This is a genomic window from Vibrio sp. 10N.261.55.F4, from assembly GCF_041470465.1.
In the GTDB taxonomy this organism is placed as follows: domain Bacteria; phylum Pseudomonadota; class Gammaproteobacteria; order Enterobacterales; family Vibrionaceae; genus Vibrio; species Vibrio crassostreae_C.
Genome location: NZ_JBFRMM010000021.1, coordinates 202,724 through 224,266, shown reverse-complemented (window position 1 = coordinate 224,266; position 21,543 = coordinate 202,724). Strand labels below are relative to the sequence as shown.

The following is a 21,543-nucleotide window of genomic DNA, read 5'->3' as shown; positions in this document are numbered from 1 at the left end:
TTTTACTTTAATTGGTATAACTTCCTTTTAAAATGGTCCCGAATGAAACTGAAGTACTGCAGTTTTAGGCTGGTGAAGTACTTTGATACAATGGAATGATTAACTCATTTATGTTGATGCAGGGCCTGAACTGCTTGATTGTTTTCGTTGGCAACCGCTGCTTAAGGCGTACCGCCATACTCGATTGCGTTTGGCAACTGCGTCCTCGGTTTGATGCTCCTAGCTATGCCGAGCGATTAGAAAGCTTTGAATGGTGGCATTGGGATGATGAAACACTAGCAGAAATATTGCCACCATTCCAAAAAGATTGCGGTGAGTTTTTGGCTTACTTTGAGCAAGTCTAACCCCAATATATTTTAAGTCTGAAACTAAAAAAGCAGCCTAAGTGGCTGCTTTTTCGTTTAATAACTTTATAGCGGTTTAGCTGGCAAGCCGTTTAGTTCGCTAACTGATTAATTAGAAAGCTTAGCCTCGACTTGCCCAAGTGCGCGTTGGTACATAAACCAAGCACATGTACCGGCAAGCACATTACCCACCATGGCACCCCAGAACAGGCCTTCAATACCAGCAAGCTGCGAACCAATCCACAAGCAAGGCAAGAAGAAGGCGAACAGGCGCAGTGCTGATATCGTTAAGGCAGTATAAGACTTACCAAGCGCATTCGAGATAGAAACCATCAGCATACAGATACCCAACGGCCCTAAACTGATAGGAACGATAAGTAAGTGGTAGTTCAAAATGGTCGAGACTTCGTCTTCGCTGGTCATGAGATTTGCCAACCCGCCAGAGAACACCCAAGTTACCAGTGCGATCACCAATTGGAATCCTAATACAAACATCACGGCAATCTTCACAAGACTACGTATGTTCCCTAGGTTCTTTTCTCCCAACATTCGGCCAATCATAGGTGGCATCGACATAGTCAGAGCAAGCACTGCAACAATCGAAAAGAACTCAAAACGTGAACCTAGCGCCCAAGCTGCAACGGCTGCTGTGCCGTAGCCTGCAAGCAGTTTGGTGGCGAGCATCGAAGAGACTGGTGGCAGTAGCTGACTGATCATCGCAGGCCCCATGATGTTTCCTATAGAACGAATACTCTTGCCGATATCAAGATCGTGCCAGTCGAATGTCATCCAATGCTTCTTAGTTACCTTAGGAGCAACGATAAAGATACCCGCACCGAACGCCAAGATGGTCGCAATCGCGGCTCCGTTGATGCCCATGTCGAGCGTGAATATGAAAATCGGGTCCAATATCAAGTTGATGATGCTGGTCGCGATCATCATCGAACCGGGCAGCATGGTATTACCATTGGCACGACACACACTGTAGAAAAAGTAGAGCAGTGCGCCTGTCCAAGAGCTTACCAGCCAATAGATCCAGTAATAATCAATGATCGGCAGTACCGTCGGTGGTGCATCGAGGAGTTGTAAAATAGGACCACGCAACAGATAGATGATGACCGAGAACAGCGCGACACTCACACTGCCCATCGCAACGACTAATCCGCCGAGCTGTTTGGCATAGCGTATCTCGTTAGCCCCAATAGCTCTCGCGATCACAGCCGTTGTCGCGATGCCTAGTCCGACTTGAATCCCGATAATGATCATCTGAATTGGTAGCGTGAAGCCTTGAACCGCGAGCGGCAGTACGCCTAACTGGCCAATAAAAGCACTGTCTACAAGTTGGAAGCTCATCAGGGAGAGCACCCCAAACAGCATTGGCCATGTCATTGTATAGAGTTGTCGGCCAAGAGAAGGCGAGGGAGTTGCGGTCGTAGAATTCATAACACTCTTATCAGTCTTGAAGGTAGGTTTGTCGTAGTGACAATCCACTCAATGAAGAATTGCGTAAAGGATAACGTAACGTTAGCTCGATACCAATAAATGTCATTAAATCTATCGATATTACCTTTGCACAGTTTCATCGGTATGTGAGCATTGTGCAATGCAACTTTATGCGTTCGCTTATTGAAATTTAAGGTGTCGTATCTTGTTTCTGAGTTTTATATTAGCGGATTGGGTCTAAAGGTTTTCCATTCGACTATTTCTAATGTTTCGCTTTATCCCGATAACTTGGTGGCGTGACTCCAACCCAACCTTTGAATGCACGATTGAAATTACTCAAGTCGCTGTAACCCACTTGCCAACTGATGTCTTGAACAGAAAGGTTGGTCTCTTCAAGTAGCTGTTTTGCTTTAGCTTCCCGAACTTGTTCTTTGGCTTGTTTAAAGAGAATGTTTTTGCTCTTCAGGTTTCTCTGCAGCGTTCGTTTTGTCATGCCGAGCATGGTCGCAAACCACTCAATATTGAACCAAGGTAGAGTCGCATAGGTGTCTATTAATATCTCGACAGCGTGATGCCAATCTTGGGTACTATTTCGTTCTGAAATGGCACGATAATCATCGGGCAGCGGAATCGAGAACGCACCGTATTGCTCTTCAAACTGAATATCAGAATCAAAGAAATGCTTAGGTAATTTACGTGCGCTGTTGTGCTTAGAGACCAACTTGGCGTGTGATGGTTGCCAGTGACTGTCAATGAACTTACGGCATAGGCTAATCACGGTCAGGGCGCGAAACCATTCTGCTTGTTCAAAACCTGAGGTCGATGGGTGATAGCAACTTCGATGACACAGCCACCACAATCCATCGCTTTTTTCCGTCCATATGGTGACGTGATTACTTAAGGTCGATATTTCAGTAATCAAGCAGCGTACCGCTTGCTCGAGAGAAGTGCATTGTTCAATTTTTCGGTCTAGCTCAGGTGACAATTGCTCTAGAGAGGCCTTACGTCCAACCTCAATCCCTATCGAATAGCCAAACTTACGCTCAAGGCCATGAATGAAGCGAATCACGTCTTGTGTAGGAAGCCATTGATTGGATTGTGTCAGTTCAATGGGTAAACCGCACGCAACGGCGACGGTGCGCCAATCCAGTCTATGTTTGTCACAATACTGAATATATGGAGCAATGTTACTGGTCGAAGTGAGCAGTATGCTGGTGGTGTTCGATGATGCTTTCATTGTTTTGTGCCTACCATTAAATGTCATCAAGTGACCTAATTAAGTGTAGCGCATCTCCCTATACTTTTCCTAACCCAAACAGGAGAACAATTATGAAACTTAAACACATTGCCGTTCTAGTATCGTTAGCGACCCCATCATCATTTGCTCTTGCAGCAAACCCAGTTGAAGAAGCTCTGAAAGTTGAAGGTGCTCAAGTTACCTTGACCGTGAAAGAGGCGAGCACAGCATTTACCCCAAGTTTTACTGACTCAGCTCGTGAGTTATTCAATAACTTTCATTGGCAGATGGGCGGCGACCACAGCGTTTACTACAACATGCACATGAGTGAGTTTCTACCAACGGCACTGGCGGCTCCAAACGAAGAGTACAAGCCTTTAGTCAAAAATATCGACCCACGACTCGCTGCACTGAAAGTTGATACTGAAAGCAAAGGTCAGTTGACAATGGATGAGTACTTGGCGGATGAACAGTTCCGTACCCAAGGCTTTATGTTGATTCACAAAGGGGAGATCGTTTACGAAGCTTACCCAGGTATGAAGCCGACAGATACGCACGTTTGGGCATCTACAGCAAAAACGACGGTTGGCACAGTGATCGCAATGTTAGTGGAAGAGGGCAAAGTCGACCCTGAAAAAGAGATCGCTGAGTATGTTTCTGAATTGAAAGGAACGAACTGGGATGGCATCACAGTACACCAAGTTCTGAACATGTCGACCGCGCTAGACAATGAAGAGACATTAGAGTCTATCTTGAACCCAGACTCTGATGTGGTGCGTTTCTTTGCGGCATCGTTTAACTCACCTCGTGCAAAAACGGGTGAAATGGAAACTTGGATGGAAGTGGCTCAAGGTGCACAGAAACTGGAAGGTGAAAAAGCCGGTGACCATTTCCGTTACGCATCTATCAACACCATGGTGCTGACTAAGTTAGTTGAAAACGTTGAGAACAAAACTTGGACTCAAGTATTCGAAGATCGTGTTTGGTCAAAAGTGCACGCACGTCAACCAATGCAATTCAACTTGACGCCAGATGGCATGGCGATCGCGGTTGGCTTGGTTTCATCAACGGTAGAAGACATGGCTCGCTGGGGAACACTATTTACACCTAGCTGGAAAGCGGTGGCTGATGAGCCAGTGGTGTCACAAGCTGTGATTGATCGTATCCGCAACGGCGGTGATCCAAAAGCATTCGTAGGTACTAGCAAAGAGAGCAGTTCACTGCACGCATACAACGAAAAAGCAGACTACAACGCATACCAATTTGATTTCATTTTCAATGACGGTGCAATGTCGAAAAGTGGCAACCTAGGCCAATTTATTTACATCGATCCTGCACGTGACTTTGTGGGTGTGATGTTCTCAACCAACCCATACCACTCAGGTTTTGGTGAGAATAAAGGCCCTGCACTAATGCGTTCGGCAGCAAAACTACTTGCTGACAAGTAATCTATTTATTACCTAACAGGATGTTCCAGGCTTCAAGGAGGAAGCAAACGACTTTCGAGAGATATAATGAAAAAGTTTGCTCTATTAATCCCGTTGAGTTTAGGTCTAGCCCTTCCTGCACATGCCGATTCAGATTCCGAACGTGTTATCGATCCTGCTGATGTCACTAAAGTTTATACTCAAGCTGCATTGATGCTGAATGGTAGTTCAGATATCCAATTTCAAGGGCAAGTTTCTGGCGGTTTAGAAAACGGTCAGCAGTTTGCCCTACTGGCCGAAGGGACGTTTGTCGATGAAAGCAACACAGCGCTTCGCGATCCAGACAAATTCGGTACAGAGTACAGCAACTCTAGAATTCAGTACTTCCACGTCTTTGAAACAGGGACGAAAGCTACGCCTAAAGTGGGTCTTTCATTAGATTATATTAATACGCGCAACAGTATTAAAAATGACTTATTGTCGGTTGGCGGTGTTGTTGCGATTAATCCAGCTTATACCGGTGGATTCCTGGTATTTCCAAGAGCAGGACTGATGACTGGTAGTATGGAGATCCCTGGCGTCACTTCATCTAAAGATGATTTAACGGGATACTCGCTTGGTTTGATTACCGCGAAGCATCTCGGTGACTCTGGCGCTTATGTGTCTTTGGTTCCTGAGTGGCAAGATCTTTCTGGTGATGATATCGACATGCAAAACTTCTCATTTAAAACATCGTTAAATGTGCCGATGAACACTGCAAGAACTTGGTGGTTGAATACGCGCTATGACATTACCAAAGCGGATGTTGATGTGAAAGGTGTGCCAATGCCGAATGGTTGGCAAACCGAAGCTTGGGTTGGTGTGAGATACTACTTCTAGCGCTCTAGCCAGCTAATTTGGAAAGAACCTAAAAAAGCCAGTCAACGTGACTGGCTTTTGTCGTTAAGGTACCGCGTGAAGCGTTACTTATTTACTTATTTACTTATTTATTAGCAACGTTACCTAGCTTCAACCACGTATCGATAACCGTATCCGGGTTTAGTGAAACAGAGCTGATGCCTTGCTCCATTAACCACTCTGCTAGGTCGTCATGGTCAGATGGGCCTTGGCCACAAATACCCACGTATTTACCCGCTTTGGTTGCCGCATCGATCGCCATTTTCAGCATTGCTTTCACGGCTGGGTTACGCTCATCGAAGAGGTGTGCCACATCGCCTGAATCTCGGTCGAGGCCAAGTGTCAGTTGCGTCATGTCGTTTGAGCCGATAGAGAAGCCATCGAAGTACTTCAAGAACTCATCAGCCAAGATTGCGTTCGATGGTAGCTCACACATCATGATCACTTTCAGACCTTGGTCGCCACGGCGAAGGTCGAATTTAGCCAGAATGTCGATAACCGATGCCGCTTCGCTTGGAGTACGAACGAATGGGATCATGATTTCAACGTTCTTAAGGCCCATTTCGTTGCGAACGCGTTTGATCGCTTGAGTTTCTAGCTCGAAACAGTCTTCGAATACTGGTGAGATGTAACGAGATGCACCACGGAAGCCCAGCATTGGGTTCTCTTCATGCGGTTCAAACGTTTTACCGCCGACTAGGTTGCTGTACTCGTTCGACTTAAAGTCAGACATACGTACGATCACACGCTTAGGCCAGAATGCAGAAGCGATAGTCGCGATGCCTTCTGTTAATTTGCTTACGTAGAAATCGATAGGATCTTTGTAGCCACGAATACGTTCGTTGATTTCCGCTTTTAGCTCATCCGTTTGTGCATCGAAGTTAAGCAGCGCTTTAGGGTGAATACCGATCATCTTGTTGATGATGAATTCTAGACGAGCAAGGCCAACACCTTCGTTCGGGATTTGTGCAAAGTCGAAGGCACGATCTGGGTTACCCACGTTCATCATTACTTTGGTTGGTAGCATTGGTAGCTCATCAACCTCAGAACGTTTGATTTCAAAATCGAGTTCGCCGTTGTAAACGTAGCCTGTTTCGCCTTCTGAACATGACACTGTCACGGTATCGCCATCGTTTAGGCTGCTTGTTGCTGTACCACAACCAACAATCGCTGGGATACCAAGCTCGCGAGCAATGATCGCAGCGTGACAAGTACGGCCACCACGGTTAGTCACAATCGCAGACGCTTTCTTCATCACAGGTTCCCAGTCTGGGTCTGTCATGTCAGTTACCAGCACGTCGCCTTCTTGAACCAGTGACATTTGGTCTAGAGAATCAACCAAGCGAACAGGGCCAGAGCCGATACGCTGACCGATAGCGCGGCCTTCAACCAAGACATCCGCCTTATTGTTTAGCTCGTAACGCTCGATAACGTTTTGATCGCTTTGAGAACATACGGTTTCTGGGCGAGCCTGAACGATGTAAAGCTTGCCGTCGATGCCATCTTTCGCCCACTCAATGTCCATTGGACGTTGGTAGTGCTTCTCGATGATCATCGCTTGTTTTGCTAGCTCTTTGATCTCTTCATCGTTGAGTGAGAACTCGTTACGCTCTTGAGTGTCGGTGTCGATGATATCGACTTGCTTGCCGATTTCTTGATTGGTCGAGTAGATCATCTTGATCAACTTAGAACCAAACGTCTTTTTAACGATTGGGTAGTGACCCGCTTCTAACATTGGCTTGTGAACGTAGAATTCGTCTGGGTTCACTGCGCCCTGTACAACCATTTCACCCAAGCCCCAAGAAGAGGTGATGAATACCACTTGGTCGAAGCCAGACTCAGTATCAAGCGTGAACATCACACCTGAAGAGGCTTTGTCTGAGCGAACCATGCGCTGGATACCCGCAGACAATGAAATGCCACGGTGGTCAAAGCCTTGGTGTACACGGTAAGAGATAGCGCGGTCGTTAAACAGTGACGCGTAAACGTGCTTGGTTGCTTCGAGTACCGCGTCGATGCCTTTCACGTTAAGGAAGGTTTCTTGCTGGCCTGCGAATGAAGCATCTGGAAGGTCTTCTGCGGTTGCAGATGAACGCACAGCTACAGACAATTCTTCGTTGTCTTCGATTAGCTCGCGGTAGTTATCACGGATGTCTTGCTCTAGTGATTCTGGGAAGGGTGCGTCTAGAACCCATTGTCGAATCGTTGCACCTGTCTTACGCAGTGCGTCAACGTCTTCAACATCAAGTTCATCAAGTAGTTGGTGGATGCGCTCATCAAGACCTTTGTAGTCAAGAAAGTCGTTAAACGCATAAGAGGTGGTAGCAAAACCATTAGGTACAGAAACACCAGCATTGGACAGGTTAGAAACCATCTCGCCCAGTGAGGCGTTCTTACCGCCGACTTTGTCGACATCTTCCATGGATAGGCCATTGAACCATAGGGTATTATTTTGCATTTATTTCTCCAGAAACATAGCAAGCATTGTAGGGATTTAAAGGCAAACGATTACGTGTCAGTTTAAAAAAATGTAAATTATTTTCTAAAGCTGTGGGGGACGTAATAGTCAGCAGGGTTTTATTATCTATATTATGGTTACCATCCTACTCAAAATAATTTTAAACATTAAATAAAAAATGCAAATTGATATTCAAAGTCGTGATGTATTCTATGTTTCTGATGGAACGGCCATAACATGTGAGACTTTAGGGCATGTTGTTCTAGGTCAATTCCCTTTTAAAGCCAATGAAAAAACCTTTCCGTTTGTGGAAAGTGAGGACAAACTTTCTGATTTATTAAAAGAGATTGAAATTTCGTATCGTGATACCGGATTAGAACCGCTAGTGTTCTTTTCGATTGTGATACCTGATATCAAAACCAAATTGCTAGAAGCGCCCGCGCACTGTTATGACGTGTTAGAGAGCATCGTGCAGAAAGTACAGGATGACATTCAGATGGCGCCTGTTCCTAAGTTGCAGCGCTCACGCAGTGTAAACAAGGACTCGGTGAAGTATTTCGACCGTATTGCTGCGATTGAGTACACGCTCGCGCATGATGATGGCATCACGCTAAAAGGGCTGGAAGAAGCCGACATCATCTTGTTGGGTGTTTCTCGAAGTGGCAAAACACCAACAAGTTTGTATATGGCGATGCAGTTTGGCTTACGCGTAGCAAACTACCCATTTATCCACGATGACTTGGCACGCTTAAAGCTGTTGCCAGAGTTTGAGATTTACCGACATAAGCTGTTTGGTTTGACCATTGATGCAGAAAGGCTCACTGAAATTCGTGAGAACCGCTTAGCAGGCAGCGAATACGCCAGTGACTCACAATGTTTGTATGAATTGCAAACGGTAGAGGCGATGTTCCGTCGAGAAGCGATACCTTACATCAACACCTCTTCACTATCGGTTGAAGAAATTTCGACACGAATCTTGGAGCGAACAGGTTTGAGAAGGCGTCTGCTGTAAGACAAAGCCTTAGAGAAATAGAATGGCCAGATAAAAGAAAATCGAAGCACGCAGTTTACACCTGAGAGCTTCGATTTTTTGTTTGTGCTCGTTGTAGTCGCTTGCGAGTCAGAGCTTGTTTTCTTAATCAGAGCTTGCTTTCTTAATCGAGATAGCTTTCTAGCGAAGTAAAGACAGCTTTAGCGTTTCACTTTTCTTTTCTAACCAGCGTTCAAGTGCTGGTGGCCATGTGATGCTTGGTTCTACGCAAAAGCCACGAAGCATCGAGAAATACACCGCTTGATCGACTAGAGGCAGTGATGACTCACCATTCTCTAGATCCAGTAAGAGTTCGGCATCTTTCAGTAATGGGTTAATCAGTTGAACGAACTGAGGCGTCTTTTCTAACAGTTCTTCGAAGTTAAAACCTTCGGTCTCTTTACTGGCACGCCAAGCTTCTTTGGCTCCAGCAGAGCGATATTCAGCCAAGTCGAGGTTCCACCAACGTGGGCGTCCAATCTGTTGAGTAAGAGGGAATGCGCGAGTTTGGAACACAGTCACTTGCTCAGATGGCACACGCTGCTCATCGCTTGATTTCAAGTCCATGAAGTACGCGATGATATCTAGGCTCTCTGCCATGATAGAGCCATCGTCTTTTTGTAAGACGGGCATCATCTTTTTACCGATCAGATCGATAAGGGTTTGGGCATCATCATAATCGACAGAAACAAGCTCAATGTTCAAGCCTAGCGATTGAGCAATGTAGGAGACTCTTGCACAGAAAGGGCAGTGGTCGTAAATGTAAAGCTTCATAGCTTCCCTCATTCGGGTCTTTCTTAGTATAAGATGATGCTAATGTACCAGAAACTTTCGCAGACAATAAGCCTTTGTTAACAAGAACTATTCACTGCGATTAAGTGCTCGGGGATATCAAGAGAACGATGGGAATAAGCACTTAGTGTAGAAACTCGTTGCCTAATTCTATTGTCAGTTGAGTGCGGTTTTATTGTAACGAGTAAGCGAATGAGAAAGCTAGTGGGTAAATGACGGGCATAAAAAAGGCTCTGGCTGCTTACTCTAATGCAGAAGAGTGAAGTCAGCCAAAGCCTCAATTTTGTTACCTTTAGTAGAGTGACTACTAAAAGGGCAGAGTGGTTAAACTATGCTTTTTTAAGGTCTTGTGCTGGGTAAGTAAGCGTCATTGCGCCTTCTACCGTTGTAACGTGAACGTAGCCACCACCAGCACTTAGGCCAGTCACTACCATTTCACCAAGCTCAACACCTTTTGTTGCTACAACGCGATCGTCAACTGAAAACACTTTACACACCTTCAATAAATTAAATAAATACGATAGATATCGAACGCGGATTTAAACAGATGGCACCCCAATCGACTAATCCGGTTATTTGTCGTAAAGATTAAATTTAGTTATGCATAAAACAGTATTTCTTAAAAATCAGTTTGTTAACTCATTCAGCGATGTTATTTGTCTGCCGGATAAACGACACCAACTTGTTGGCGCATCTCTGTAATTAACTTGGCAACCGTTAAAGCGCGCTGTTGGGCTTGCGCTTGTGTTGTGTTGTCTCCAGCAATGCAACTAGCAAAGGCTTGCGCCTCGTAACACATTGAATTTTCGCTTTGCGCTTGGGTGAGGTTTTCTACCGTGCCATCGCGGTAGCGGATCTTAATGTCGGTGCATTCAGCGATGTGATCGATGATGATCGCCCCTAATTCACCTTGGATCTCGCTTGGCGCATAAGAGTCGCTGACTTTGGAGTGCGCAAGGGTCACATCAAACTCAGGGTATTGGAAGATCGCACAGCCATGAGCATCGACACCTGAATCAAGTAGCTTTGCAGAAGCCTGTGCGTTTTCAGGTTTGCCAAATAGCGCGACTGTCGCGGCAACACAGTAAAAGCCAATATCGACCAATGAGCCGTTAGAAAAAGCTGGGTTGAAGGTATTTGGGTTCTCGCCGTTTAGGTATTTTTGGTAGCGCGATGAATACTGGCAGTAGTTGATGTGTGCTTTATGTACCTTGCCAATCTTTTCTAACCCAAGTTGAACTTGCTTAAAGTTCGGTAGGAATTGAGATTTATACGCCTCAAACAGCACCACACCGTTTTTCTCAGCGACTTCGAACATGCGTGTTGCTTCATCAATATTTGATGCAACCGGCTTTTCACAGATAACATGCTTGCCGTGTTCCATCATGAAGATAGATTGCTCGCAATGCAGTGAGTTAGGGGAAGCGATGTACACGGCTTCTACAGTGTTGTCATTGGCCAATGCGTCGAGTGAGTCATACGTGGTTTCAACGTCAAATTCTTGGGCGAACTGTGCCGCGCTGTCTAGATTTCGAGAGTAAACCGCAGCAAGTTGCATCGATTGAGATTCGTGCGCAGCTTGAACAAACTTTTGTGTAATCCAATTGGTTCCAATTACAGCAAACTTAATCATATAGGTATCCAGTCGTTAGTCGTCGTTAGTATATTGATTCTGCAGAGATAGTAGCACTCAACGGCTGGCAATGTGCCTGAGATTTACGGAACAATTTCCCTAAACATAGTGCCTAATATTAATGTTCAGCCTTCACAGAGCGTCTGAGTTGACCAGTGTAACGGTGCACAACTAAGCCATTTTTGCTAAGGTGTTATTGAATTCAAACAAGGTGATGATATGCAAATCCGGACGGCCAAGGTAACTGATATTAACGCGATCTTAGCGCTCTCTGAGCAGATAAACCGTCAACATCATCTTGGTGCGCCTATGGTATTTGCACCAGCGTCACAAGGCTTGGCCGACAGTGAAGAGTATTGGTTAGGTTTGATGCTTGACCCACTTGGCGCTTTCTTGGTTGCAGTAGACGACAAGCAAGTCGTTGGCTTTTTAGCGGGTAAGGTAACGCAGAACAAAGGCGTCAGTTTTATTCAGCCGCACAAGGTGGCAAGGGTCAATACGATTGTGGTGAACGATCAGGTTCAGAGCAAAGGTGCTGGTCGAGCGTTAATGAAGTCTTTTAATCAATGGGCGCAGGCGAGAGGAGCGATAGAACTTAGGTTGGAGGTAATGGAGTTTAACCAACAAGCTCAGGGTTTCTATGAGTCGTTAGGAATGGAAACTCAGTCACGAACCATGTCCATGCGTTTTGAGGAGATCTAAAGGTGCGTCTGTTTCTGCCTTTATCACTGTGTTTACTGTTTGTGGCTTCGAACGCGAATGCTGAGCAAGTCGTGGTCGAGAAAATAGTCTCTGACGCGACCGCTATCGAAACCATCGTATTCGAGTCTGCACCGGCTCATTCTCAACGTGTCTCAACGTCTTCATCTAACTCAACCTCTTCCACGAGCTCAAACTCCGAGCATGTGATTATTGTGGATGATGTTCTTAACAGTAGCCCTGATGAAAAGGTAGCTCAGCTTTCTCAAGGGTCATCGAAACGTCCACCTCAAAGTTCCTCTCGACAGTTTTACAACGTACCGGATAGCGCATCTGAGATAGATTCGCTGTCGCAAGTGGTTACGTTAGTTAAAGTCGATAAATCGAAACGTAGGATGTATCTGCTAAAAGGTGAAGAGGTGATTCAGGAGTTTCGTATTGCGCTAGGCAAACAACCGAAAGGGCATAAACGCTTTGAAGGGGACAACCGAACGCCGGAAGGGGAATACCAGCTCGATTATGTGATGGAAGAGTCAGACTTTTATCGTTCAGTACACATTAACTACCCGCAACCTTCGGATATGCAATGGGCGGAGCAAAATGATGTAGACCCTGGAGGGAACATCAAAATCCATGGCATCAAAAACGGCGAGCGTCGTTCGCCGAGCTTTATTCAAAGCTTTGATTGGACGGATGGCTGTATCGCGTTAACCAATCAAGATATGGATGAGTTTCTCCAACTTGTAAAAATGGGTACCCCTATCCATATCGAATGGTAGTCATTGGTACCCAGTTTTCTTAATCACTTTCCGCAGTCAATTAGCGCAATCAATTCGCGAAACCAATTCGTAAAAGCAACGTCCAAAATTAAACGCTAAAGCCGTTACAGTAAGACTCGACCTGCACTGAATATTGCAATCACAATCAGCAATGCAATGGTGACTGGCTTAAACTTCGCTCCACCAAATCTTTCGAACAGTTTAGAACCCACATAACCGCCAAGCATGCTGCTTGGTAGAAGCGCGAGAGTCAGCCAAACTACATCGCGGTCGACTAACCCAGCGATAGATGCCGAAACAAACGCAGTGGAATCAGCCAATACAAAGAAGGCTATCAGGCCTGCTCTGGCAATGTGCGGAGCGACTGGGCTTGCTAATGCATGAGTGCCAATTGGAGGCCCTGACATCGAAGCCGCGCCGTTCATTACACCCGCAAGGCTTCCTAGAATATAGGGAGTAAATCTAGGTTCGCTTTTGTACTGGAAACCTTTGTAGATCATAAGTGCAGACGCAAAAATGAAGGCACTGATGATCAAGATGATCGTGTCTTGGCTAACGGATTTAAGCAGAAGTAAGCCGACTGGTGTGAAGGCAAAACAAGGGATAAATACCTTTAAAACCCAGCGCCAGTTAACATGCTTTCGAACTTTAGGCAGTAATTGAACATTGCCTAGGAGATCGATCAACATGAAGGCGGGAACCAGTTCGATAACAGGCTCGAATAACGCACTTAATGGCAATGCCACTAAGGTGAAACCGAAACCTGAGAAGCCACGAACAATAGCGGCGAAAATGAAGATTGCACCCAAAATTGGGAAGGTTGGACTAAAAATGAGATCCATAAATTAAGTAACCAATGAAGCTGTCTGTATAGAGCGAGCTAATGAAACCAAGTGAGTAGCGGAATGTACTCCTACTCACTTGTGTTTGCTACCTAATTTTAAGGTTTCCCGAGAGTTAATTTTAAAGTCTCTCGGGGTTGTTTTTGCGGTATTTGTTTGGTCAATTTATAGAGGTAAATTGATTCGGAAAATCAGTGAATACGGCATCTACTTTTGAGATGAATTTGAAGTGAGACGGATCGTTTACTGTGTAGCACCAAGTTTGAATGTTTGCTTCACTCAGTGTATCAAGATCGCTCTGATTCACATGCTCGTAGTTCATGTGACAGCTGAACGCTTTGACCTCATTGATGAGCATAAGATCATCTTGAGTCAGTTGCTCTGTGATTACTCCCACTCGATATCTCGGTAAATGACGAGTCATTTCAGCAACCACCTTATGGCTGAAGCTCGAAAGTAAGACCTTATCGGTGTCTAGATTTGAGCGAATCAACTCGTCGTGCAGCAAATCAACGACATGAGGCGCTTGATGTCGACTGTCGACTTTGATCTCTAAGTTCACGCTGAGATCATGCTGTTCAGCAAGCGCGAGCAACTCTTCCAACGTCAATATTCTTTCACCAGCGAACTGCTCAGACTTCCAACTGCCAAAATCGAGCTGACGCAGTTCTGCAAGGGTGTGTTCGTCGACACGACCCTTGCCATCGCTGCAGCGCTCAAGGGTGTGGTCGTGACAAACCACAAGTTGATCATCCTGAGTTGGCTGAATATCTACTTCAATCCATTTCAAGCCGAGTTTAGCGGCTTGTTCAATGCTTGCTTTGGTATTTTCTGGGTGAGTACCTGCTACACCCCGATGGCCTACGATGATAGACGACATAATTAATCCTTCTTAAAGACGCACCGTAAAAACGCATTAAATATCAGTGTACTCGATTAAGCGAGAGCCGTCGTTATGCTTGTCGTCTCTTCGCGTGACTCTTGTGAAGTAAAGTTATTCGGCTGAATACGCTTCCCACGACTGTCAAAAATATGCAGGTTGGATTTATTAATGCTTACTCCGAGCGGCAGTACTTGGCATAGTGTCGTTTCTGGCGTGACGGCGATAAAGAGTTGGTCGTTCACCAGGCCATGAACCAATTGATTCGGCCCCAATGGCTCAACCACACTGATACGCAGTTCGAGAGGCAAGGTGTTCATTTTTAATTCGGAACAAACCTCAGAGTGTTCAGGGCGAATGCCAAGCGTGATAGTCGCGTTCTTAACGTGCGCGTACTCTGGCAGGTACATTTGTTGATCACCGATTTCAAGATAGCCATCATCGAGCGTGGCAGTTAGGAAGTTCATCGCGGGGCTGCCAATAAAGCTTGCCACAAAGGTACTGGCAGGCTGGTGGTAAACTTCTCTTGGTGTGCCGACTTGTTCTATCTGACCTTTGTTGAGAACCACGATTCTATCTGCCAGTGTCATGGCTTCGACTTGGTCATGAGTCACGTAAATACTGGTTACGCCTAGCTCGCGTTGTAGCTTTTTGATTTCTAACCTCATGTGAGCGCGCAATGAGGCATCTAGGTTAGACAAAGGCTCGTCAAACAGGAACAGTTGAGGGTCGCGTACAATCGCTCGTCCCATAGCAACGCGCTGGCGCTGACCACCCGAAAGCTTGGCTGGCTTGCGGTCTAGGTACTCTTCGATCTTTAGTGTCTTGGCGACTTTCTCAATCTTCTCTTCAATTACGTGTTGGCTGACACCTCGGTTCTTTAAACCATAAGCGAGGTTTTTGTATACCGTCATGTGAGGGTAGAGTGCGTAATTTTGAAAGACCATTGCGATATCTCGTTGAGCTGGCTTTTCGTTATCAACACGGCGGCCACCTAAGTGAATCTCTCCGCCAGAGATGCTTTCCAACCCCGCAATTGAACGTAGGATAGAAGACTTGCCGCAGCCCGATGGGCCAACCAATACAAGAAATTCACCCTTTTCGATCTCAAGCGAGACATCTTTCACTGCACGATGACCGTTCTCATAAGTCTTTACCAAGTTTTTGATGCCTAACATGGTAGGTGCTTTGTGCGTATGGTTGTGAGTGGCTTGGGTGTGCCCTAACGTTTGTTTTAACTTTGGCATCGGGGTGTCCTCTGTATTTTTGTGGATAGCTTGGTGAGAAGGCAGGTGAGATATCTTGTACTCAGCGAGTGATTGAATGCGGTTATCGTTCATTTGAGTTGTGTCGTTATTATTTTTCACTTTCTACTAGCCCTTTTACAAACCAACGCTGAAATACAACCACTACTAAAACGGGTGGCAACATAGCTAAAATCACCATGGCAAAAACATAGTCGTAGCGCGGTAAACTGGTTTCATTGATGTTGTTGAGTACTTGTTTGATGCCCATCACGATGGTGTTGTAGCCTTCGTCCGTGGTCATCATGATTGGCCACAGATATTGGTTCCAACCCACCACAAACATGATGATGAAGATTGCGGCAATCATGGTTTTAGACAGTGGCAATAAGATGTCGACAAAGAATCGAAACGGACCTGCGTTATCTAGCTGAGCGGCTTCTAACAATTCATCGGGGATGGTTTTGAAGAACTGCCTAAAAAAGAACGTCGCGGTGGCTGAGGCGATCAAAGGCAGAATTAAACCTGTGTAGCTATTAAGCAGCCCAAGCCTTGCGACAACTTCATAGGAAGGGATAATGCGCACTTCTAATGGCAGCAAAAGCGTCACGAAGATCAACCAGAACCAAGCTGTAGCATAAGGCAGTCTGAAGTAGACCAAAGCATACGCAGCCATCATCGAAATGATGATCTTACCGATCGCAAAACCTAGCCCCATGATCATCGAGTTGGCGATCATTTTGCTGGCGGTGACTTCGCCACTGAAGCCCATGCTTTTGTTCCAAGCTTCGCTATAAATGGCCGTAAAGTTATCGCCTGGCAGCCATTGCAGGCCCTCGCTGACAATGGTGTTCGGGTTATGCGTCGAGCTGGCGAAGATTAGCCAGATAGGGACCAACATAAACAGCATCCCAGCAATTAGAATTAGGTGGTCATAGACCTTATTACTTTTCATAAATAACTCCTGTCGCGTTAAAACCTAGCTGTGGTGGGCTAGTAGTGAACACGCTTTTCTACAACGCGAAACTGGATAAATGTAAGAGTGAGTACCAGTAGCAACAACACAACTGACTGCGCAGAGCTGCCGCCTAAATCTGCGCCAACAAACCCGTCTCGATACACCTTGTACACCAACGACGTTGTGCCGCCACCTGGGCCGCCATTGGTCATGGTGTCGATCACGCCAAAGGTTTCAAAGAACGAGTAGGTGAGGTTGATGACCAGAAGAAAGAAGCCTGTAGGTGCGAGTAGCGGGAAAGTAATGGTCCAGAAACGTTTTGAGTCGCTGACGCAATCGAGCATCGCCGCTTCTTTTACGGCGTAAGAGATCGATTGAAGCCCAGCCAGAAAGTAGATGAAATTCACCGAAACCTGTTTCCAAACCGAAACCAAAATCAGAGCAAACGTGGCATCTAAAGGGTCGGTTTGGAAGCTAAAGTCCCAGCCTATAACCGCAAATATCTCGGTAAACACGCCAATGTGTGGGTTAAACAAGAAAGCACCGATTACGCCTGCAATCGCAGGAGCAACCGCGTAAACCCAAGTAAGAGTGACCTTGTAAGCGCCTTGTCCGTGAATGATGTTGTCGGCTTTAACCGCGAGCAGCAGCGCTAAGGCAAGCGATAAGAAAGAGACCACGATTGCGAACATTAATGTGAAGCCAATCGAGTTCAGATACTCGCTCGATTCGAATAGCATCTGATAGTTTTCGAACCACACGAAGATGGAAGAGGTGCCCCAAGGGTCTTCTAGCATGAAGGACAGGTAAACTGCCTTTGCCGCTGGGTAGATAAAGAAAACCGCAATGATGAGTATCTGAGGCGCCAAAAATAGGTAAGGCAGCGGAGAGTGAAAGAATTGCTGACGTCGTTCCACAGGGTAATCCCCAAAAATTAGTGACTGTTATCACTGTTAGTTACGGTGAGCACTAGCGCTATAGCAAAGGAATGCATCCAGTTGAGTTGTAGTTTTTGGAGCAAGAAATGGCGCTAGTGAAGAATCTCCTCACACCTTGCCATTACGTTTTTAATGACGCAGTGACAAGTGGTGAGGAGCAATGAACGGCTTTGGTTTATTAAGCCAAATTAGTTCATCGTACGAGCAAAGCGTTTCAGCAGTTTGCTGCTCTCATCTTCGACTTTATCTAGGCTGTTCTCGACGCTAGAGCGGTCGGCGAAGATATTGTCGAATTCACGATGCATCACTTCACGAATTTGAGGGTAGTAACCTAAGCGGTAACCTTTAGTCCATTCGCCCGATTTTAGGCTTAGCTGCTTAACGCCCACTTCTGCATCTGGTTGTTCGTTGTAGTAGCCAGACTCTTTCGCTAGCTCATAGGCAGCCGTTGTTACAGGTACATAACCAGTGGTTTTGTGCCAGTAGACTTGAGTTTCAGGCTTCGTCAGGTAATCAAAGAACGCTGCTACACCTTTGTCTTGCTGTTGGTCATGGCCATTGAGTGCAAACAGAGCAGCACCGCCAATGAAGGTTAAGCCTGCGTCTGGGTTAACCGATTTCCAGTATGGAAGGTATGTGGTGCCGAGTTCGAAAGGTACGCGATTACGTAAGCCACCGAATGAGCCTGAAGAACCCATCCACATCGCCACTTCTTGGCGCTCGAAAGGGGTTTGGTTTGCATCCCAGTCGCTGCCGTAATACTTGTAGTAACCTAGATCTGACCACTCTTTCATCTTGCTAACGTGCATCATCATGTCTTTGGTGTTGAACATGATCTTAGTGGACAAGCCATCGTAGCCGTTGTTTTGATCTGCGACTGGCAGGTTGTGGCGAGACTTAAAGTTCTCGAACATGATCCACGGCGTCAGAGATTGAGAAAACGCGATGTGTCCTTCAGCCTTCAGTTTCTTAGCGACCACTTCTAGTTCTTCATAAGTTTTAGGCGCGTCTGCACCCACTTCCGCGAGAAGATCTTTGTTGTAGTAAAGAACCGGTGTCGAACTGTTGAAAGGCATACCAACCATCTTGCCTTGGTTGTCGGCATAGAAGTTACGAACGCCCGCTAGGTAGTCGTTTGAATTAAAGTTGTAACCCGACTCAACCAGAATATCCTGTACCGGTTTCGCGACGTCTTTCGCGTTCATGATGGTTGCTGCGCCTGCATCGAAGACTTGCAGAATATTGGGTGCTTCACCTGCTCGGTATGCCGCGATACCGGCTGTTAAGGTCTCTGTGTATGAACCTTTGTAGATTGGCGTGATCTCGTAATCATCTTGTGACGCATTAAAGTCGGTCGCAATTTTGTTTACTGTTTCTCCAAGCTGGCCGCCCATTGCGTGCCACCAAGTGACTTGAGTCGTTGCGAACGCTGGCATTGCCGCTGTTGCGGAAAGAACGCCTGCCAAAATTAGCTTATTCATCTTCGTTTCCTTTTGGATGAAATCGATATCGAGGTATTGGATTAGAGTGTTAACGAGACGGTAGGGGTGTCGTTTGAAGCTATCTTGAACAGGCAATATTTCACTTACGTGGCTAAACCGTTTCACTGATATGAAAGATTCGTTTCGATTTTATTTAAGAGAAAAGTTATTGATGGTTTTGATGTTGAACATGTTCGGTTTTTAAGACGTTTTATTGGACAACTGTTGTTCAATAAAAAAGCCTCTCGATGGAGAGGCTTAGAAGAAGGTTCGATGTGGATACAGTTTTAGTGCGCGATGTCCAATTGGTTGTCTTTCACACCGTTAATACGGAACCAACCCGCGATACTGAATCGCTCTGTGTTGGTTGGCAGTACCTCGTGTGGGAACTGTTCAGACAAGAATACCAACAGTCGACCACCCTTTGGCGGAATGGTTGCGATGTGATTGTCTTGTAGGTCGTAAACTACAAGCTCACCTGCGTCTTCTTCTGTCCACTCGTCATTCATGTAGAACACGGTAGTCAGGCGGCGGTTTTCATTGCCCTTGAAACAGTCTAAGTGCTTCTGGTAGAAGTCGCCTTTTTCGTATTTAGCAAAGTGCGCTTCGTACTCGAACAGACCCAAAAAGAACGCTTGGTTTGCCGCTAAACGAATTTGTTCCATTTTGTCTAGGAACAGAGATGCTGGCTGACCCATATCGCGGCGCACCCATTGAATCTTGTCACTACGAATGGTCGACTCTCGCGTTACTTCATCGTTACGGCCAATCCTAGCCTTTTTCCAGTTCTCTGGAATGCAATCCCTCAATGCCACCACTTCTTCATGAGTTAAGAAGTCATCCCAAACAAAGTAGCCTTGGGTAGAAAGAGCATCGATTAGTTGGTTCATGTATAGCACTCAGACAATAAATTAGAGGCGCATATATAGTCCTAATAACTTAGGTCAACAAATCACGTATTTTGTCGTCACGATAAAAGAGCGGAAGAGCATGGTACTTTGATGTGATTTTATAGTTAACAAATTTGTTACAAATAAATGTGAGTTTGCTATGGTGTAGGTCTGACCAGTTGAATTATCACAAGGAGTGGGTTTGCAGCTGCATACCATTAAAGGTTACATCCAAGACATGTATCTCGTAGAGTACCCAGATAGGTTGCTGTTACTTGATGGTGCGTGCCGTGCGGATATTCCTCATCTTAGGGCTTTCATTGAAGATGAGCTTGGCCGTGAATTTAGCGACCTACACACTGTAGTTGTGACGCACATGCATCCCGATCATGCAGGCGCTGCGCATACGCTCAGAAAGCTGACGAACTGTAACTTGGTGGCAGCAAACAGAGACAAGGATTGGTATCACGGCATCGATGGCATTTTGATGCACCTGACCGACTTAGCGCTTGCTAGGTGGATGGCGAACCGCTTAGGCAAGCCTAAAGCAAACCTATGGTATTCAAGAAAGTTAAAGCCGGATTACAAGCTGTCTGATGGGGATAGCATTCCGGGATTTGATGATTGGTTGGTTCTAGAAACCCCGGGCCATACCGACCGTGATCTTTCTGTCTATTGCCCATCACACAGCGTGGCTTATGTAGCCGATTTAATGGTCGAGGTTAAGAAGAAGCTGATTCCGCCATTTCCTATCTTTCACCCTAATAAGTATCGAGCGTCTGTATCGCGTATTTACGACATGCAGCTTGATACCTTGCTGGTGGCACATGGCGGGCGAGTCGATTTCAGTCAGAAGGCTTTTGAACATCTGCTGATGAGTGCCCCAAGAAGGCCTGTTACACATTGGCGAGTGACGAAAATCAAAACCAAGAAATTACTGTTATCGATTTGGCGATTTGGTTTTCAATCTCATGGTAAATCGAAGAAATAGATCAGAAGTCTGAATGCAAAGTCGTGTATTCAGAGCTGAAAGTAGAAATAGAAAAATAGATAGCAATAAGGCCAGTCATGAGACTGGCCTTATATCGTTGTGAGTAGCTTTAGTTATAACCTGTGGAGCGGTTACGATGACTCGGATTAGTGAGTCAGCAGGAATTCACCCGCAGGGTCAACAATCACTTTGTCACTCATGCCTTGACGTCCAAGCAACATCATGTAAGTCATGTCTTGACGGTTGCTTAGCGTGATATCGATCGGCCATTGTTGGCCACCGATTTTTAGCATGGTTTCAATCACGCAACGGTGTTCAACTTCGCCGTTAGATGATTTAATTTTCTTACTTGTTTTCAGTTTCGCCTTGCAGCGCACCGTCTCTTCTAGGTGATAAACGTCTGGGTGAAGGTCGAACTCTACGAATTTCTCACCATTTGATTTAACACATAGTAGATTGTCTACGTGTAGAGAAGAGGTTTTAGCCCCTGTATCAACACGTGTATGTAGTCCAGTTATCCCTAACTCTGGTAAGCAAAGTGCTTCGGTATTCCCTATGATCATTTTATTGTTCATTTTCT

General features: G+C 45.7%; 21 protein-coding genes. 7 read left to right on the top strand and 14 right to left on the bottom strand.

The window, feature by feature from the left end; all coding sequences use genetic code 11:
• Positions 1–110: 110 nt before the first annotated feature.
• Entirely contained in the window at positions 111–344 is a 234-nt protein-coding gene (locus tag AB4249_RS12465; RefSeq protein ID WP_010428389.1) for a phosphonate metabolism protein, read from the top strand.
• A 108-nt stretch (positions 345–452) separates the two neighbouring features.
• On the opposite strand, the gene AB4249_RS12460 is transcribed toward AB4249_RS12465, so the two are convergent.
• Positions 453–1,787 carry an MATE family efflux transporter gene (locus tag AB4249_RS12460; RefSeq protein ID WP_102321071.1) on the bottom strand — a complete coding sequence of 445 codons (1,335 nt, stop codon included), beginning with the start codon at positions 1,785–1,787 and terminating at the stop codon, positions 453–455.
• A gap of 262 nt (positions 1,788–2,049) precedes the next feature.
• Positions 2,050–3,024, bottom strand: a complete 975-nt coding sequence (locus tag AB4249_RS12455) for an AraC family transcriptional regulator (protein WP_017060555.1) — start codon at positions 3,022–3,024, stop codon at positions 2,050–2,052.
• 92 nt (positions 3,025–3,116) lie between these two features.
• Here AB4249_RS12455 and AB4249_RS12450 point away from each other — a divergent pair, with 92 nt between their 5' ends.
• Complete coding sequence (locus AB4249_RS12450; RefSeq protein ID WP_017060556.1) at positions 3,117–4,472, top strand: serine hydrolase; 1,356 nt, start codon at positions 3,117–3,119, stop codon at positions 4,470–4,472.
• Positions 4,473–4,538: 66 nt separating this feature from the next.
• A complete protein-coding gene (locus AB4249_RS12445) occupies positions 4,539–5,330 on the top strand; it encodes a hypothetical protein (protein WP_017060557.1) in 792 nt (263 codons plus the stop codon).
• Between the two features lie 103 nt (positions 5,331–5,433).
• On the opposite strand, the gene ppsA is transcribed toward AB4249_RS12445, so the two are convergent.
• On the bottom strand, positions 5,434–7,806 hold the full coding sequence (ppsA, locus tag AB4249_RS12440) for a phosphoenolpyruvate synthase (RefSeq protein ID WP_050645846.1): 2,373 nt from the start codon (positions 7,804–7,806) through the stop codon (positions 5,434–5,436).
• Positions 7,807–7,984: 178 nt separating this feature from the next.
• Between ppsA and AB4249_RS12435 the strand changes: the two genes are divergently transcribed.
• Positions 7,985–8,818, top strand: a complete 834-nt coding sequence (locus AB4249_RS12435) for a pyruvate, water dikinase regulatory protein (protein WP_017060559.1) — start codon at positions 7,985–7,987, stop codon at positions 8,816–8,818.
• Positions 8,819–8,977: 159 nt separating this feature from the next.
• Here the strand turns inward: AB4249_RS12435 and grxB are convergent, their stop codons facing one another.
• The 3 genes from grxB to AB4249_RS12420 form a co-directional block, all read right to left on the bottom strand.
• The gene (gene grxB / locus AB4249_RS12430) at positions 8,978–9,610 is read right to left on the bottom strand and encodes a glutaredoxin 2 (RefSeq protein ID WP_372103390.1); all 633 of its coding nucleotides are present in this window, start codon (positions 9,608–9,610) and stop codon (positions 8,978–8,980) included.
• Positions 9,611–9,957: 347 nt separating this feature from the next.
• Complete coding sequence (locus AB4249_RS12425; protein ID WP_004733064.1) at positions 9,958–10,116, bottom strand: hypothetical protein; 159 nt, start codon at positions 10,114–10,116, stop codon at positions 9,958–9,960.
• A 164-nt stretch (positions 10,117–10,280) separates the two neighbouring features.
• Complete coding sequence (locus AB4249_RS12420) at positions 10,281–11,261, bottom strand: Gfo/Idh/MocA family protein (RefSeq protein ID WP_372103387.1); 981 nt, start codon at positions 11,259–11,261, stop codon at positions 10,281–10,283.
• A 219-nt stretch (positions 11,262–11,480) separates the two neighbouring features.
• On the opposite strand from AB4249_RS12420, the gene AB4249_RS12415 reads away from it, so the two are divergent.
• Together AB4249_RS12415 and AB4249_RS12410 are read left to right on the top strand one after the other, a co-directional pair.
• Positions 11,481–11,963, top strand: a complete 483-nt coding sequence (locus tag AB4249_RS12415; RefSeq protein WP_017064907.1) for a GNAT family N-acetyltransferase — start codon at positions 11,481–11,483, stop codon at positions 11,961–11,963.
• A 2-nt stretch (positions 11,964–11,965) separates the two neighbouring features.
• Complete coding sequence (locus AB4249_RS12410) at positions 11,966–12,739, top strand: murein L,D-transpeptidase family protein (RefSeq protein WP_017067270.1); 774 nt, start codon at positions 11,966–11,968, stop codon at positions 12,737–12,739.
• Between the two features lie 104 nt (positions 12,740–12,843).
• On the opposite strand, the gene AB4249_RS12405 is transcribed toward AB4249_RS12410, so the two are convergent.
• The 7 genes from AB4249_RS12405 to AB4249_RS12375 form a co-directional block, all read right to left on the bottom strand.
• Complete coding sequence (locus tag AB4249_RS12405) at positions 12,844–13,581, bottom strand: sulfite exporter TauE/SafE family protein (protein ID WP_372103385.1); 738 nt, start codon at positions 13,579–13,581, stop codon at positions 12,844–12,846.
• A gap of 160 nt (positions 13,582–13,741) precedes the next feature.
• Positions 13,742–14,461, bottom strand: coding sequence for a glycerophosphodiester phosphodiesterase family protein (locus tag AB4249_RS12400; protein ID WP_372103382.1), 720 nt, complete (start codon positions 14,459–14,461; stop codon positions 13,742–13,744).
• 56 nt (positions 14,462–14,517) lie between these two features.
• Entirely contained in the window at positions 14,518–15,828 is a 1,311-nt protein-coding gene (ugpC, locus tag AB4249_RS12395; protein WP_372103379.1) for a sn-glycerol-3-phosphate ABC transporter ATP-binding protein UgpC, read from the bottom strand.
• Entirely contained in the window at positions 15,818–16,660 is an 843-nt protein-coding gene (ugpE, locus tag AB4249_RS12390) for a sn-glycerol-3-phosphate ABC transporter permease UgpE (RefSeq protein ID WP_372103376.1), read from the bottom strand. The genes ugpC and ugpE overlap by 11 nt, the downstream gene beginning before the upstream one ends.
• 38 nt (positions 16,661–16,698) lie before the next feature.
• The gene (locus AB4249_RS12385) at positions 16,699–17,580 is read right to left on the bottom strand and encodes an ABC transporter permease subunit (protein ID WP_017071586.1); all 882 of its coding nucleotides are present in this window, start codon (positions 17,578–17,580) and stop codon (positions 16,699–16,701) included.
• Between the two features lie 209 nt (positions 17,581–17,789).
• Positions 17,790–19,082, bottom strand: coding sequence for an extracellular solute-binding protein (locus tag AB4249_RS12380; protein ID WP_017064900.1), 1,293 nt, complete (start codon positions 19,080–19,082; stop codon positions 17,790–17,792).
• Positions 19,083–19,369: 287 nt separating this feature from the next.
• The gene (locus tag AB4249_RS12375; RefSeq protein ID WP_372103372.1) at positions 19,370–19,972 is read right to left on the bottom strand and encodes a 2OG-Fe(II) oxygenase; all 603 of its coding nucleotides are present in this window, start codon (positions 19,970–19,972) and stop codon (positions 19,370–19,372) included.
• A gap of 202 nt (positions 19,973–20,174) precedes the next feature.
• On the opposite strand from AB4249_RS12375, the gene AB4249_RS12370 reads away from it, so the two are divergent.
• The gene (locus AB4249_RS12370; protein WP_372103369.1) at positions 20,175–20,963 is read left to right on the top strand and encodes an MBL fold metallo-hydrolase; all 789 of its coding nucleotides are present in this window, start codon (positions 20,175–20,177) and stop codon (positions 20,961–20,963) included.
• Positions 20,964–21,109: 146 nt separating this feature from the next.
• Here the strand turns inward: AB4249_RS12370 and AB4249_RS12365 are convergent, their stop codons facing one another.
• Entirely contained in the window at positions 21,110–21,538 is a 429-nt protein-coding gene (locus AB4249_RS12365; protein WP_372103366.1) for an ATP-dependent zinc protease, read from the bottom strand.
• Between the last annotated feature and the right edge of the window lie 5 nt (positions 21,539–21,543).